The organism is Parabacteroides sp. KHUB-02 (assembly GCF_056640955.1).
On the sequence record NZ_JBWQEV010000001.1, the window covers coordinates 4,298,131 to 4,313,996 of the forward strand.

Below are 15,866 nucleotides of genomic sequence, written 5' to 3' on the forward strand. Positions count from 1 at the left end.
GTTATGGAAATACATATCGGAAATCGTGTGGCCGATGTGACATTGGTCAGTAAAGAAGGGAATAAAGTCCGGCTTTCTATCGACGGGAAGCCGTATGATGTGGATATCGTGATGACGGAGAACGGCAGTTGTTCTGTCTTGCACGATGGGAACTCATTTAACGCGGAGATCATCTCCGGAGAAGATCATCGGAGTTATGACGTGAATATGTTCTACCGTTCCTATCATGTGGATATCGTAGATACCCAAAAGAAATATTTGCGTATGCGTAAAAGTGCGGAAGAGAAGCAAGATGACAAGATTGTCGCCCCGATGCCGGGTAAAGTCGTGAAAATACCTGTGCGGAAAGGAGATCGCTTGGAAACGGGGGATACCGTGGTCGTACTTGAGGCGATGAAGATGCAGAGTAACTATAAGGTAAGCTCAGCATGCGTGGTAAAAGATATATTGGTATCCGAGGGAGATTCCGTTGATAACAATCAAGTGCTTATGACTTTAGACCTATTAAAAGATGATTCATATGAATAACGAGCAATTATATAAAGATTTTGAGGCTTTGAATAAAGAGGCCTCGTTGGGAGGAGGATTGAATCGCATTGAGAAACAACATGCTTGCGGGCGTATGACCGCCCGTGAACGAATCGAGATGCTGTTGGATAAAGGGACTTTCAATGAGCTGGATAAATTCGTGGTGCATCGGTGTACAAACTTCGGGATGGATAAGAATAAGATTCCCGGTGATGGAATGGTAAGTGGTTATGGAAAGATCGATGGTCGTTTGGTATTTGTTTACGCTTATGATTTTACCGCATACGGTGGGACCTTGAGTGCCACGAATGCCGCTAAGATCGTGAAAGTGCAACAATTAGCCTTAAAGAACGGAGCGCCGATCATCGCCTTGAATGACTCGGGGGGTGCCCGGATTCAAGAAGGGGTGAATAGCTTGGCTGGTTATGCTTCTATCTTTTACCAAAATACGATGGCCTCGGGAGTCGTTCCCCAATTATCGGCTATTTTGGGGCCTTGTGCGGGGGGCGCTTGTTATTCCCCGGCTTTGACCGATTTTATTTTTATGGTCAAAGAGCAAAGTCATATGTTTATCACGGGGCCGGATGTCGTAAAGGCGGTGACTCACGAGGTGATCGATAAGGAAGAGCTGGGCGGGGCGCAGGTACATAGCGGAAAAAGCGGGGTCGCACATTTTGTGTGTGATACGGAAGAGGAGACTTTGATGAGTATCCGGGAACTTCTGAGTTTCCTGCCTTCTAATAATATGGAAGACGCTCCAGTTATAGCTTGTGCTGACGATGTGCGTCGGGTAGAAGAGTCGTTGCAGCATGTGATTCCGGAAGATCCTAATGTCCCTTATGACATCAAGGATATTATAGAGCCGATAGTGGATAATCATTACTTTTTCGAGGTTATGCCTCATTTCGCTCGCAATATTGTAGTGGGATTCGCTCGTTTGGGAGGCCGTACCATAGGTATCGTAGGGAACCAACCTGCCTTTTTAGCGGGAGTCTTGGATATCGATGCTTCTGATAAGGCCGCACGTTTCATTCGCTTCTGCGATTGCTTCAATATTCCATTGATCACGTTCGAGGATGTGCCGGGCTTCTTGCCGGGCTGTACGCAAGAACATGCGGGAATTATACGCCACGGGGCAAAAATTGTCTACGCTTATGCGGAGGCCACGGTTCCCAAAATCACGTTGATTACCCGGAAGGCTTACGGGGGAGCCTATATCGTAATGGCAAGTAAGCCTACCGGTGCCGATATAAACTTGGCATATCCGATGGCTGAGATTGCGGTGATGGGGGCTGAAGGTGCCGTGAATATATTATACCGGAAAGCCAACGATGAGGAGAAGAAACAAGCAATTCGTGAATACACCGAGAAATTCTCAAATCCTTACCGGGCAGCCGAGCAAGGATTTATAGATGAAGTCATACAACCTAGAGACACACGTTTTAAATTGATTCAGGCGTTGGAAATGGCGAAAAATAAGAGCCAGAGTAATCCTCCTAAAAAACATGGAAATATTCCCTTGTAGTAATTATTATTTAAGGAAAATCAAAGCCTCTTCCTGTCGGGAGGATAGCTTAGAGGTTAAAAGATCCCGGTTCAATTGTTTTGTCCCGGGATTTTTTTATTTGGATAATAAAAGTAAACAAAAAAGCGAAAAGATATGATATATACGGAAAACATGCTATCTTTGTTCCCGAATCGGTTCCGCATATACCATTCGGGTATGTGGATTAAAAGGGAATCGGGTGTAAATCCCGGACAGTCCCGCTGCTGTGAAGCTCCGAAGAACATCTTGAAACAACACTATCGCCACTGGTTCTAGCGACCGGGAAGGCTTCAAGATGGGAGTCAGTCAGAAGACCTGCCATTCATTAAAGGCTGTTTTTGCTCGAGGGATTAGGAAAGCAGTACGAAAAGATAAGCAATATCTTAAAAGGAACAAAGACGTATGAAAAGGATCTGTTCGCACTGTCGTGCGACATTTGAATGGCCGGTAACCCTTTTGCCGGAAGAGGAAAGTTTGTCTAAATTATCAGCATAAGAAATAGAAAATATATTAGTAAATGTTGTTAGAATGGATGCCAGATTAAACTGGGATACTAAATGTTCAATATGTGTATCTCTGCCGAAGTGATTCGCCAGAGGTACTTTTTTATCTTAAATTAATATATACATGAATAGATATGGAATGGATTAATGAATTGTTATGGGGAGAAGGGGTAGGGCATTCTATCCTTTTGTTATCCGTTGTGATCGCTCTGGGGATCCAGCTTGGTAAACTGAAGCTATTCGGTATCTCTTTAGGGATTACCATGGTACTGTTTGTCGGGATCTTTCTCGGGCATTTCGGTTTTACGGCGAATCCGTCGGTCGTTCATTTTTTTAGAGAGTTTGGTTTGATCTTATTTGTTTACTCGGTAGGTATGCAAGTAGGCCCCGGATTTTTTTCTTCGTTTCGAAAGGGAGGGATCACGTTGAATATGCTTGCTTGCGGTATTGTTTTTCTAGGGGTGATTACTGCCTTGATTATACATTATATTACAGGCATTCCTATACCGACAATGGTAGGTATCTTATCCGGAGCAGTGACGAATACACCGGGATTGGGCGCTGCTCAACAGGCTTATTCAGATATGACGGGGATCTCGGATGAAACGATCGCTTTAGGATATGCGGTTGCCTATCCGTTAGGTGTGATCGGCATTATCTTGTCGATGATTTTTATCCGTTATGTTTTCCGTATCTCTTTTGCGAAGGAGACGGAACAATTGGAAGAAGAGACGGATACGGAATCGGGAGGAGAGGCTGTACCTATCTCTTTGGTGGTGAAGAATCCGGCGATTTTTGGTCGTAGCGTAAGTGAGCTATCTAAATTGTTGGAACACCGTGAATTTGTTATTTCCCGTATTTTACGTAACGATACGAATCGGATAGAGATCGTGGCGGGGAACACGGTATTGAATGGGGATGATAAGATTTTTGTTATTACCGCAGAGCATGACGTGGAGGCGATAAAGACTTTTATCGGTCAAGAAATACAGATGGATCGTAAGCAATGGATTCCGGCGGAAAGCCAGTTTATCAGCCGGCGTATTTTGGTTACCCGGTCTGAAATCAACGGTAAGCAATTAGGGGCTTTGCAGTTACGCCGTTTACATGGAATTAACGTGACTCGGATCAATCGTGCGGGGCTGGAGTTGGTAGCTACTCCTAATCTGGTCTTGCAAATAGGCGACCGGGTGACAGTGGTCGGTAGTGAATTGGCGGTGGAGAAAGTTGCCGAGACGCTGGGTAATTCAATGAAACGCTTGAATGAACCTAATTTGGTGACTATTTTTGTTGGTATAGTTTTGGGTATTATCGTGGGAAGTCTTCCTATTAGTTTTCCGGGTATTCCTCAACCGGTGAAATTAGGATTAGCGGGAGGTCCGTTGATCGTTGCGATATTGATAAGCCGGTTCGGTTATCGTTATAAATTGGTTACTTATACCACGCAAAGTTCTAATTTACTATTGAGGGAATTAGGAATCACGTTGTTTCTCGCCTGCGTGGGATTGAGTGCGGGTGAAGGTTTTGTCGATACGATAGTCAATAAGGGTGGTGTAGCTTGGATCGGTTATGGTTTTATAATAACGTTATTGCCTCTACTGATTATCGGTTGTGTGGGAAGGTATTTTTATAAACTGAATTATTTTACGTTGATGGGATTGATTGCGGGAAGTACGACCGATCCTCCTGCGTTAGCCTATTCCAATATGGCGGCAGGAAATGATGCGCCGGCGGTTGGATATGCGACGGTTTATCCATTGACCATGTTTTTGCGTGTGTTGACCGCACAGTTAATGATATTATTCTTTTATACATAGAATAAATATTTTGTTGTTAGTAATGTTTAGAAAAGTGTAAACTCCCTAGCCTTCCGCCGAAGTGATTCGCCGGGGGGCTTTTTTGTTGCTAATCAAAAAGTAAACATGTATCTTTGCGGCCAATCAAGGTGTAGATGTTATCGATTCCGATAATAATCAGTAAAAGGGAATCCGGTGCGAGTCCGGAGCTGTACCCGTAGCTGTAAGTCCTTGGAGCCCCGGCAAATCTTGTTGCCACTGCCTATCGGATAGGCGGGAAGGTAGCCGACAGAGGGTGGACGAGCCAGAAAACCTGCCATGATTTTGTTATGCGACGTTTCGGGTGAAGACGTTGGTAAATCTAAATGTTGCTATGCGAGATTTATATCTTATAAGATGCCTATGCGTTTTTAGCGCATGGTTATTCTCTTTGGGTGTCGCTTACGGTCAACAGATCGATACGACGGCCTATCACGAGCTTTCCGGGGTGGAAGTGGTGGAGAAGGTACGTCCGTCGGTCACCCGTGAAGGTACGCCTTTGCAAATTATGGACCGGGCGGGAATCGATCGCTTGGGAGTACAAGACCTATCCGAGGCCGTGAAACGCTTCTCGGGAGTTACGGTACAGGATTATGGGGGGATCGGAGGATTGAAAACGGTCTCGGTACGTAGCTTGGGGGCGAAGCATACCGCCGTCAGTTACGATGGGGTGACGATTACGGACGCGCAAAGCGGGCAAGTCGATATCAGCCGTTTCTCGTTGGATAATGTGGAGATGGTTTCCTTGTCAATCGGGCAGTCGGATGACATTTTCCAAACGGCAAGGGTGTATGCTTCGGCAGGCGCCTTGAATATACAAACCGGAAAGCCCACGTTTAAAGACAAATCGTTTCATACTTATCTTAAGGTTAAGGGAGGTTCCTTCGGGCTTTTTAATCCTGTGCTGCATTATGATCAAAAATTAGGAAAGCGTTGGAGCGCATCCTTACATGGTGATTTCGTGCGTGCGGATGGACAATATCCCTATACATTAATTAATGGGGAATTGGAAACGAGAGAGAAGCGAAGAAATAGCGATATCCATTCTTTCCATTTGGAAGGTAATCTATTCGGCGATTTTGGAAGGGGAGGCGAACTTTCCTTTAAGGCGTACTATTTTGATTCGGAGCGGGGGCTTCCCGGTTCTGTTAATTTATATAACAAGAACACTTCTGAACGATTATGGGATAATAACTTTTTCGTGCAATCGGGGTATAAGAATGTTCTTAATGAGAAATTTACGCTACGGGCCATGGCTAAGTATAATTATGCTTTTACTCGTTATTTAGATATAAATGATAAATATGCTGCGGGCGAACAAGTCGATTTGAATACACAGAATGAGTATTATGGCTCTGTAGGTTTGCTGTATACTCCTATAAAGTATGTATCGGCGACGTTGACTACGGATTTAACTCGCTCTATGCTGGACAATAATTTTGTGAACGGCCCTAATCCAAAGCGAATGGCCTCTCAATCAGTACTAGCGGTGCAATATAAGAACAGTCGATTCACGGCTACCGCTAGTTTATTGGGAACATATATCACTGATAAAGTGGAGCAAGGGGAAAAACCGGATGATAAGAGGCGTTTATCCCCGGCTGTAAGTTTGTCTTGGCGGCCATTCTCGGAAAGTACTTTGCGGATACGTGCCTCTTACAAAGATATATTCCGGGTTCCTACATTTACGGACTTGTATTACCTCCGTATGGGAAATACAAATTTGAAACCGGAAGAAACTTCCCAATATAATGTAGGGGTAACATGGAGTTCTTCCTGTGGGGATTGGCTGCGGCATTTCAGTATTTCGGCGGATGGATATTATAATACGGTGAAAGATAAGATCGTGGCTTTACCTACCATGTATGTTTGGAAGATGATGAATATGGGCGAAGTGGATATTAAAGGGGTAGATGTAAATTTATCTACACAATTCCGATTGCCCTTACGAATGAGCTTGCTTTTGGCTTCCACTTATTCTTTTCAATACGCGGTTGATGTGACAGATCCGGAAGCTAAGAATTATAAGGATCAGATTCCTTATACACCTCGTCATTCTGGCACGGTTTCCGTAACCTTGGAAAATCCATGGGTAAATGTCTCTTATATACTGACTGCGGTTGGTGATCGTTATGCATTGCCGCAAAATATAGATCGGAACAGGATTGATTCTTATATAGAACAGAGTATTTCTATAAATCGAGATTTTCGTTTTCGATATTTCGGTTTGCGTTTGCAAGGTGAATTGTTAAATCTTGCGAACGTGAATTATGATGTTATTCAGTATTATCCCATGCCGGGCCGTTCTTGGCGTTTAAGTATTTGTTTATCCTATTAGTAAACTATAAAAGTAAAGTAATGAAAAAGAAGAATTTAGTTTGTGTCTCTGCCTTGTGTGCATTGATGTCTTTCTCGTTTGTCAGCTGTGATGATGACAATGAGCCTTCACTGAACATACCAAATGTATCTGTAACTAATGTCAGTTTTACGGATGAGAATCCGGAAGCTTTAAAAGTTAGTGGAACCTTAAATTGGACAGCTCCGTCTTCTGTTGACAATGTAACAAAGTACGTGATTTATGGTTCCTCTGATGGAACCGCTAAAGATATGAAAATTGCGGAGGTAGAAGTTGGAACACATTCATATGCTATTACGGATGTCGTAAATATAGGCTATTTATTAGTTATAGCCGCAAATGCGGAAGGTGAGTCTTCTGTTTATGCTTCCGTAAGAGTTATTGATTTTGTGAAGGATAGTTCTTTCATGGCTTTATATTTCTTGAATTCGGGCAATATGGGAAATAACAACTCTTCTTTATATATGTACGACATAGAAAAGGATGAGGTTGTCCCCGATTATTTCTTGGCTCAAAATGGCAGGGGGCTGGGAGATACGGCACAGGATATGATCGTGTATGGCGATAAGATGTATATCGCGGTATATGGAGAGTCTACGATAGAAGTGACAGATCTGAAGGCAAAATCCATTAAGCAAGTCAAGACAGAGGGGCAGCCCCGTTATATGGTATCAGAGGGTGGAAAAGTCTATATTAGCTATTATAATGGATATGTCGCTCGTTTGGATACCGCATCCTTGGAGGTTGAGGCGAAAGTAAAGGTCGGACGGAATCCGGAACAATTGGCGGTATCTTCTAATAAATTGTTTGTCTCAAACTCCGGAGGTATGGATTACAGTACCGAGGTTGGGTATGATAAAACGGTATCAGTGGTTGATCTGTCTACTTTTACAGAGATAAAGAAGTTGGATGTAGTATTGAATCCCACACGGATACAGGCGGATGAGCAAGGAAATGTATATGTGGTTTCTATGGGTAACTATGCGGATATACCCAATACGGTACAAAAGATAAATACGGAGACTTATGAGGTTACTTCCCTTACGAATTGTCCAAACGCAACGGAGATGGCCTATGAGGATGGCAAGCTATTTCTGTTCTATGCGCAATGGGGAATGTCTAGCTCTGCATTTTTAACATTTGATACAAAGAGCCAATCTGCGGGAACGAGCTTTATTACAGATGGAACCTCAATACAATCCCCTTATTCAATCAGTGCCGTGGGTGGAAATGTCTATGTCGCAGAGTCTGATTATAAGAATAATGGCGATATCTATTGTTTCGGAGGTGACGGTAAATTGTTCAAGAAGTTTGAGGCCGGTTTAAATCCCATGAAAGTAGTCCTCGCTCAAAAAGATAATATCTAATGCGATTACTGATTCTCTTAGGGTTCGCTTTCTGGATGGTGGCATGTACGCCATCCGGAAAGCAAACTTCTTCCAAGGAAGCTCTTTCCTCTGATAGTATTCAATATGCCCAAGGTTTCACGGTTCAGCGCTTTGATACCTATATAATGGTGGAAGTTCGTGATCCGTGGGATAGCACCCGTCTGCTTCAACGCTATTTATTGGTAGACCGGACAAAGTCGGTTCCCGGCGGATTACCCAAAGGGACGATCGTGAAGGTCCCGGTAAAAGATATTGTGATTTATACTTCTGTCCATGCGGCTATTATTGATCAACTGCACGAAACCGATAAGGTTATAGGCGTTTGTGAGCCTCGTTATATGGATACTCCTGCCATACAAGAGGGTATACAGGCCGGAAGAATCGCTGATTTAGGTGAGGCTACCTCTCCGAATATAGAGAAAATGATAGAGATCGGCGCGGAACTCGTGATAGCTTCCCCATTCCAGAACAGTAGTTATGGGCCTGTCGAGAAGATAGGGATACCCATTATCGAAGGAGCCGACTATATGGAGGCATTTCCTTTGGGGCGTACGGAGTGGATTCGCTTTTATGGTTTGCTATTCGGAAAGGAAGAGATGGCCGATTCTATATTTAAAGAAACAGAGCAAGCCTATTTGTCTCTAAAGGACTTAACCGCAAATATAGATAATCGTCCTACTGTTTTGTCGGAGAAAAAGTTCGGCTCTTCGTGGTATGTACCATCCGGAGATAGTTATATGGCTCATCTTATCGAGGACGCCGGAGCTGATTATATGTTTAAGGATTTACCGGGTGCCGGAAGTACCCCCTTAGCGTTTGAGACCGTGTTTGATAAAGCGATCCATGCGGATATTTGGCTTGTTAAATATAATCAGTCTTCTGAGATGACCTATAACGATTTACGCTCCGAATATACTCCTTACGAGAATTTCGACGCTTTTAAAAAAAAACGGATTTATACCTGTAATACAGGTGCAGTTCCTTATTACGAGGAATTCCCTATACATCCGGAATATTTATTGAAAGATTTAATCTGGATTTTCCATCCGGAGCTAGTATTCGGGTATTCTCCCCGTTATTTTAGAGAAATGCCCTGATTGTCTTAAAGGTTTCATATCTTTGTTGAAATGTCGTTTCTAGACAAATAAAGGTATTAGACTATGAAGATAAAAAAGGTATATGCTGATGCTTTAACTACATTAGCGAAGGGAACAGATGCCGGGATTTACAGGTTGAATCCCAAACGAGTTGAAATCGTGAGTCGTGAGCAAGATGTAAAACGTGTTCTTGCTGAATGTGAGAAGACTGGTAAATCTGTAACCTTTAAAGCTGGGGGGACCTCTTTATCCGGCCAGACTATTACAGATTCTGTATTGATGGAAATCAGTCCTGACTATGGAAAGGTTAAGATTTCAGGAGATGGGAGTTTGGCTAAATTCCCTTGTGGTATAACTGGAGAAGAGGCGAACCGCTGGTTGAAACCTTATGGCCGTAAGCTAGGGCCTAGCCCTGCCTCCATCAAATCCGCACGTATCGGCGGGATCGTAGCGAATAACTCGAGTGGTTCTAGCTATGGTATTATCCATAACTCCTATAATACGGTCCGGGATATGGAGATTATCTTTGCGGATGGAGCCTTTTTGGATACTTCTTCGTTAGCGAGTCGCAGGGATTTCATGCAAACGCATATAGGCTTATTGGAGAAGTTGATGAATTTCCGTTTGGAGATCTTGTTGAATCCAGACATGGAAGACCGGATTCTATCTAAATATGAGTTGAAGAATACATGCGGTTATGGAATGAACTCTTTCTTGGATTATACCGATCCATACGATATACTCATGCATTTAATGGTTGGCTCGGAAGGAACCTTAGGGTTTATTTCTTCGGTTACTTTCGAGACAGTCCCCGATGAGGCTTTAAAAGCTTCCGCCTTGATTTATTTCCCCTCTTTGATGGAGGCGTGCAGAGCCATAGCCCCGTTACGCCAATGCAAAGTGTCCGCCGCCGAGTTGATGGATAGAAACGCCTTACATGCGGTAGAGGATGAACCGGGGATGCCGGAGATATTACATTCTTTACCCGAGGATGCGGTAGCGTTGCTGATCGACACGTCTTCTAATTCGGAAGAAGAACTTCAAATCCAATTCCGGGATATAGAGGAGCGGCTAGCAGATATACAGACCTTATATCCGGTATCATTTACGACCGATCCGAAGCTTTACGCTACTTATTGGCGGGTACGAAACGGTTTATTTACTTCCGCTGCGGGAAGACGGCCACGGGGTACGGTATCTATTATTGAAGATATCGCTTTCCGGGAAGAGGTTTTAGGAGAGGCTTTGGAACAAGTGCGTGGGGTCTTGTCGGATTATGGATACGGAAATGCGGTGATGTGGGGACATTTATTGGATGGAAACGTTCATTTCACGATTTTTCCGGATATAAACGCACAGGAAGGTATCGATCATTACGCTTCTTTTATGCGTAGCCTTGTAGATGTGGTACTTTACTACGACGGTAGCTTGAAAGCGGAGCATGGCACGGGACGAAATATGGCTCCATTTGTTAAAGATGAATGGGGTGAGGAGATTTATGAGTTGATGTGGAAGATCAAAAGGCTCTTTGACCCGGAAAATATATTAAATCCGGGTGTCCTTTTAAATCGGGACCCGGATGTGTTTATAAAGAACTTAAAGCAAATACCGTTGGCGAATGAGCTGATCGATAAATGCATCGAGTGTGGTTTTTGTGAGATACAATGTCCGTCAAGGCATGTGACATTGACACCCCGGCAACGTATCGTGATCTATAGGGAATTATCGGCTTTGGCGGAACAGGGGGAAACAGACTCTAAGCGATATAAAGAACTCAAGAAAGCCTTTAACTATAAAGGTAACGCTACCTGCGCTACCGATGGCCTATGTGCTACGGCATGTCCGGTTGGTATTAATACCGGTTTATTGATCAAAGAGTTACGGTGGAAAGAGAATGGTGTCTTGGCGAATGCTATCGCTTCGGGCATCGCCGGGAATATGGGAACCGTAACGGGTATGCTTCGTCCTTTGCTTAAGCTGCCCCATGTGCTTTCAAAGCTGGTGGGGTATAACGCATTCGAGAGATTTGCCTCTTTCTTGTTTAGGGCTTCCGCTCATAAATTCCCGCTTTGGACTCGGCATACACCTTCTGGCGCGTCAAAGTTCAAGGAACTGACGGGTGTAGAGAATGGGATGGAAATGGTTTATTTCCCGTCTTGTATTACCCGTACGATGGGAGCTTCAGCTGATTATGAAGATGTGGATTTTGTAAGTGTAACGGAACAAATAATCGCTTTATTGACAAGAGCGGACTTTACGATTCGTTATCCTGAGAATCTAAGTAAGCTTTGTTGCGGCATGGCTTTTAGCAGTAAAGGGTTCCGGAAGCAAGCGGCGCAGAAGGCGGAGGAATTGAATGAGGCTCTTTTGCGGGCGAGCGATAACGGTCGCTTGCCTATTTTGTGTGACATGAGCCCTTGCTTGCTGCATATGAGGGAAACCTTGGATAAACGTTTACGATTATATGAACCTGTGGAGTTTATCTATGACTTTATGCGTGATCGTCTGAACTTTACTAAGTTGCCGGTTACGGTAGCGGTACACTCTACTTGTAGTACAACGAAGATGGGAGTACAAGACAAGCTGGTGGAACTGGCGGGCTTATGCGCAAACCGGGTGGTCTCTCCCGCTCAAGTTACTTGTTGCGGTTGGGCGGGCGATCGTGGTTTCTTCTATCCGGAACTAAACGCTTCCGGTCTTCATTACTTGAAACCGAATTTGCATGGGGCGACGGAAGGATATAGCAATAGCCGTACGTGCGAGATCGGTTTGACGATGAATAGTGGGATATCCTATAAATCGATCGTCTATTTAGTGGAAAAGGCTACTCGTTAAAAATCAAAAACCCCGGTTTCGTACAACTGAAACCCGGGGCTTTGTAGTTTGGCATTCGAAATTATAGGGAGTTTTATTTCATAGATTTTTTTTATTCATATTATGCGTAACCGTTAAGCATTCCGTTGAAATACATCGGTTTTAAAATATATACCTTTAAGATCCAAGCAAGCCATTGCTCTTTTGATGTATCGATCATCGAGAATGGGAATGAAATGTCTGGTTTCTTTTCGTAGTCAAACTCACAAAGCAACACATGACCGTAATCCGTGACGATCGGGCAAGCGGCATAACCGTTGTATTTCTCGGTCGGCTCTTTGCCTTCCATGAGCGCGATCAGGTTCTTGGCGGCGATAGGTACTTGCTTACGGATAGCGGCAGATGTTTTACTGGTCGGGATACCGGCTACATCACCCAGAGAAACGATGTTCTGGTATTTCTTATGTACCAAGGTCTCTTTATCGACCATTACCCATGCGTCCGCGGCCAATTTACCTTCTGTCCAACCTAATCCGGCATCACGAACGAAATCAGGAGCGGACATAGGCGGGGTGAAGTGTAAGAAATCGTAATCCTCTACGAACGGCGTTACGATCTTTTCTTCGCCTTTTGTCTCTATCTTCTCAAAATGTACTTGCTTCGCGGATGTGTCTACACCTTTTACACGTACATTCAAGTTAATAGGTATGTTACGTTCATTATATATTTCTAGCAAGCGAGGTGTGAAATACGGGATATCGTATAGTTCCTTCGATGCGGTAAAATAATTCAATTGCAGTTTGTCGCGTGTCCCTTGTTTCCTTGCGTAATGCTCGGATAATAAACAGATCTTTTTGGGGGCGCCGCCACATTTATGTTTTGTATAGGTATCGGTATAAATACCTTTGCCTCCTTTTTTCGCGAATTCTTGAAGAGCTTTCCATGTCTTTTGGGCTCCTTCGAAATCGTAAATAGAGTTTGCGTTTCCTTGTCCCAAGGTATCGTGGGTAATACCCTCTACTTTTTCCCAGTTACATTGTAATCCCGGGGTCAGTACTAAAAAGTCGTATGGAATCTTTCCGTTACTTTTGGTCGTTACTTGATTCCATACGGGATCAACCGCGGCGACCGAGTCCTTTATCCATTTTATACCGCTAGGCATACAATCCTCTTGCTTCTTCCAAACATCTTCCGGTTGGTACACACCTGAGGCGATCAGAGTGAATCCCGGTTGATAAAACTGACGATCGCTGGGGTCAATCAGGGTGATATCCGGTTCATCAAGCCAATGTTTTAATCGGGCAGCCATACTGATACCAGCGGCTCCTCCACCGATAATAACGATTTTACCTTTTGCGCTGCTTGAAAAAGCGTTTGCTTTTCCGGTATTAACTCCCGCGATCAGTCCTGTCGCCGCTAATAACTTAAAGAAATGTCGTCTGTCGACACCTTTCTTTTCTAGCGCATCTAATTGTTTCTCCAGTTCGTGTTTCATCATGTCGAAAGAATTTAAGATTTTATTCGCCGACAAAGGAAACATAATAAATTACGGTAGCCATGAAAATGACTACTACACGACTTGCGCAAATGATTTTTTTATTGAATAAGACTACTACAAGACTTTCTCTATCTCTTTCTATGTGCGTTTAATATGCTGTTATGTAGAATATTATATATTAAGCATATTCTAGAAAATATTTTTAGTAGTTCATTAAGAAATCGACAAGATTCGTATCCCCATCAAGGGCTAATCGCTTTCTTAAGCGGTATCTTCTTAGCTCGATAGCTCGTACGGATACATTCATTAACGATGCGATTTCCTTCGTGGAAAGGTTCATGCGGAGTAAACAACATATGCGCAAATCGCCTGCCGTTATATCTGTGTATTGCTGGCGTAAACGATCCATGAAATTCTGGTGGGCGCTATTAAAATAGGTCTCGAACTGCACCCAATCCGCTTGATCGTTCAAGGTAGATTCGATCAAGGAACGTAAACGGGTATATAACTTATTGGGATATCGGTCACCCAATGTCTCTTTCTGCTTATCCAGTTCTTCCAACAAAGCTTGGATTGCCTCGTTTCTTTTTACCAAAGCTGTCGTCTGGAGAGTAAGCTCATTGTTTTTGTTTTGCAACTCCGTTTCCAGCATCTCGCTTTTCATTTGTTGAAGCCTTTGCAGTTCGGCTTGTCGCTCTGCCTCCAGCTTTTCTTGTTCTTTTTTCCGCAAATTCCTTAAATGGTACCGAAGCCCTTCTTGAATGGCGAACCATATCAAAGCGACGTAGATCAAATAGGCCCATACGGTATTATACCAAGGAGGGCGCACCGTGATTTGCATCGTGATCTCGGGAAACGGACCCCGGGTTACATATTTACGTACCCTTAGCTCATAAGTTCCTTCCGGAAGTTGTAAGAAGGTAATTTTGCCGTCTTTCTGCCAAGAAGACCAATCGGCGGATACCCCTTCCAGCTTATAACTGATTTGGTGATTAGGGGTGAATACCGTTGTCCCGATGTATAGCGAGAGTTCTTGGAAGTTATGGGGCATGTTGATTCTTTGAGTATCTGGATATAAATAATGTGTACCTTCTTGATCTTGATACTCGATGCGCATAAACCGTGGCATCGTCAATCCTCCTAGGCTTCCCTCTATTAATTGGCGGGTGTTGATTAATAGGGTTCCTTGCATGGCGGATACCAAATCAAGAGAATCATTCAAGGGGATGATCCGTTTGCCGTTGGTCACCAGATTCAGATCGTAATTATCGAATAGGATCCGGCATTTTAAAGTTCCTGTACCGTTTTCCCGATGGAAGAGTCCGGCCTCATTCTGGATCGTGAGCCAATACAAATTGTCTGGAACCGGGTAAATACTTTCTGCGTTGGCGAATACGCCCAATACATCTTTATTCTTAAATAAAGTGCTTACCGATAAATGATTGTCGGCCGTATCCGGATGGATATATGAACGTCCGATCTCACCGGATATCGGGGTAAACTTATCACCAAACATCAAGCTCCGGCTGAAGTAGCCGAGATTTGTCCGGATATAGAGGCGGTTATCCTCTTTTACAGCGTCTTCCAACTTTCCGATCTGGCTTCTTTTACCTAACATGGCGATGGGAGGATTGATATCTATTTGGGAGATACCATTATCCAAGGCGACCCAGATTAAGTTATTATCCTGTACGCAGATGGAACGTACGATATTATCTTGTAACTGATTATTGATGTTGAGATGTTGAAAGATCTCCCCTTCGTCGTTGGTGATATAAATGCCGGACGTAGATGTTCCCGTGAAATTGAGACCTCCGGCGCTAGCGAAAGAAGTAGGGTGCTTTTCCTCGATTTCTTTCGGGATCGTGTAGTTCGTCTCGGGGTTATCGAAACCGACGTGCGATGGGAGCGTATCGATCGGATGGTATTCCAGATTCCCGAGTTCGTCGTATAGCCAATAGCCTAACGATGATTTGCCTTGGGTATAGATAGAATCGTTCTGGAAAGATACTTTATAAATAGGGGTTTTATCCGGTAATGGATATGTGTTCCATGTATTCCCGTCAAAAGTAACCAGACCGGAATTATTAGCTACATATAAGATGCCATGATAGGAAACCGCTAAATCCCAATTCTGGCAACTAGCCTTATAATCGTCTACGGAATAATTTTGTACGAGGATAGAGGGAGCGACCACAGACGCACGCAAGGCGAAAACCGCCAGTATAGATAATAATATGATAAAAGGTAGCCGTCTGTACATGGTCTTTAAACTATAGAGACAAGGCATAAAGCCTTGTC

Annotated in this window: 9 protein-coding genes and 2 riboswitches; of the genes, 7 read left to right on the forward strand and 2 right to left on the reverse strand. The window is 43.7% G+C overall.

Annotation, left to right across the window (positions count from 1 at the left end):
- Nucleotides 1-3 precede the first annotated feature (3 nt).
- The 7 genes from ACYIA1_RS18205 to ACYIA1_RS18235 all read left to right on the forward strand — a co-directional run bounded on the left by ACYIA1_RS18205 (nt 4) and on the right by ACYIA1_RS18235 (nt 12,088).
- On the forward strand, nt 4-528 hold the full coding sequence (locus tag ACYIA1_RS18205) for an acyl-CoA carboxylase biotin carboxyl carrier protein subunit (RefSeq protein ID WP_005859628.1): 525 nt from the start codon (nt 4-6) through the stop codon (nt 526-528).
- Nucleotides 521-2,053 carry an acyl-CoA carboxylase subunit beta gene (locus tag ACYIA1_RS18210; RefSeq protein WP_005859626.1) on the forward strand — a complete coding sequence of 511 codons (1,533 nt, stop codon included), beginning with the start codon at nt 521-523 and terminating at the stop codon, nt 2,051-2,053. Before ACYIA1_RS18205 ends, ACYIA1_RS18210 begins: the two co-directional genes overlap by 8 nt.
- Nucleotides 2,054-2,210: 157 nt before the next feature.
- Nucleotides 2,211-2,411, forward strand: a riboswitch (cobalamin riboswitch).
- 300 nt (nt 2,412-2,711) lie between these two features.
- Entirely contained in the window at nt 2,712-4,394 is a 1,683-nt protein-coding gene (locus ACYIA1_RS18215) for a putative transporter (protein WP_005859616.1), read from the forward strand.
- 109 nt (nt 4,395-4,503) lie between these two features.
- Nucleotides 4,504-4,708, forward strand: a riboswitch (cobalamin riboswitch).
- Between the two features lie 38 nt (nt 4,709-4,746).
- On the forward strand, nt 4,747-6,750 hold the full coding sequence (locus tag ACYIA1_RS18220) for a TonB-dependent receptor plug domain-containing protein (RefSeq protein ID WP_034526476.1): 2,004 nt from the start codon (nt 4,747-4,749) through the stop codon (nt 6,748-6,750).
- 20 nt (nt 6,751-6,770) lie between these two features.
- Nucleotides 6,771-8,135 carry a DUF5074 domain-containing protein gene (locus tag ACYIA1_RS18225; protein ID WP_122143891.1) on the forward strand — a complete coding sequence of 455 codons (1,365 nt, stop codon included), beginning with the start codon at nt 6,771-6,773 and terminating at the stop codon, nt 8,133-8,135.
- Entirely contained in the window at nt 8,135-9,253 is a 1,119-nt protein-coding gene (locus tag ACYIA1_RS18230) for an ABC transporter substrate-binding protein (RefSeq protein ID WP_005867452.1), read from the forward strand. The genes ACYIA1_RS18225 and ACYIA1_RS18230 overlap by 1 nt, the downstream gene beginning before the upstream one ends.
- Nucleotides 9,254-9,316: 63 nt before the next feature.
- Nucleotides 9,317-12,088, forward strand: a complete 2,772-nt coding sequence (locus ACYIA1_RS18235; protein WP_480336166.1) for an FAD-binding and (Fe-S)-binding domain-containing protein — start codon at nt 9,317-9,319, stop codon at nt 12,086-12,088.
- Between the two features lie 100 nt (nt 12,089-12,188).
- Here the strand turns inward: ACYIA1_RS18235 and ACYIA1_RS18240 are convergent, their stop codons facing one another.
- Nucleotides 12,189-13,565 (reverse strand): NAD(P)/FAD-dependent oxidoreductase, encoded by a 1,377-nt coding sequence (locus tag ACYIA1_RS18240; RefSeq protein ID WP_008772856.1) that lies wholly within the window; start codon nt 13,563-13,565, stop codon nt 12,189-12,191.
- Nucleotides 13,566-13,767: 202 nt separating this feature from the next.
- On the reverse strand, nt 13,768-15,828 hold the full coding sequence (locus ACYIA1_RS18245) for a ligand-binding sensor domain-containing protein (protein WP_034530151.1): 2,061 nt from the start codon (nt 15,826-15,828) through the stop codon (nt 13,768-13,770).
- Nucleotides 15,829-15,866 lie beyond the last annotated feature (38 nt).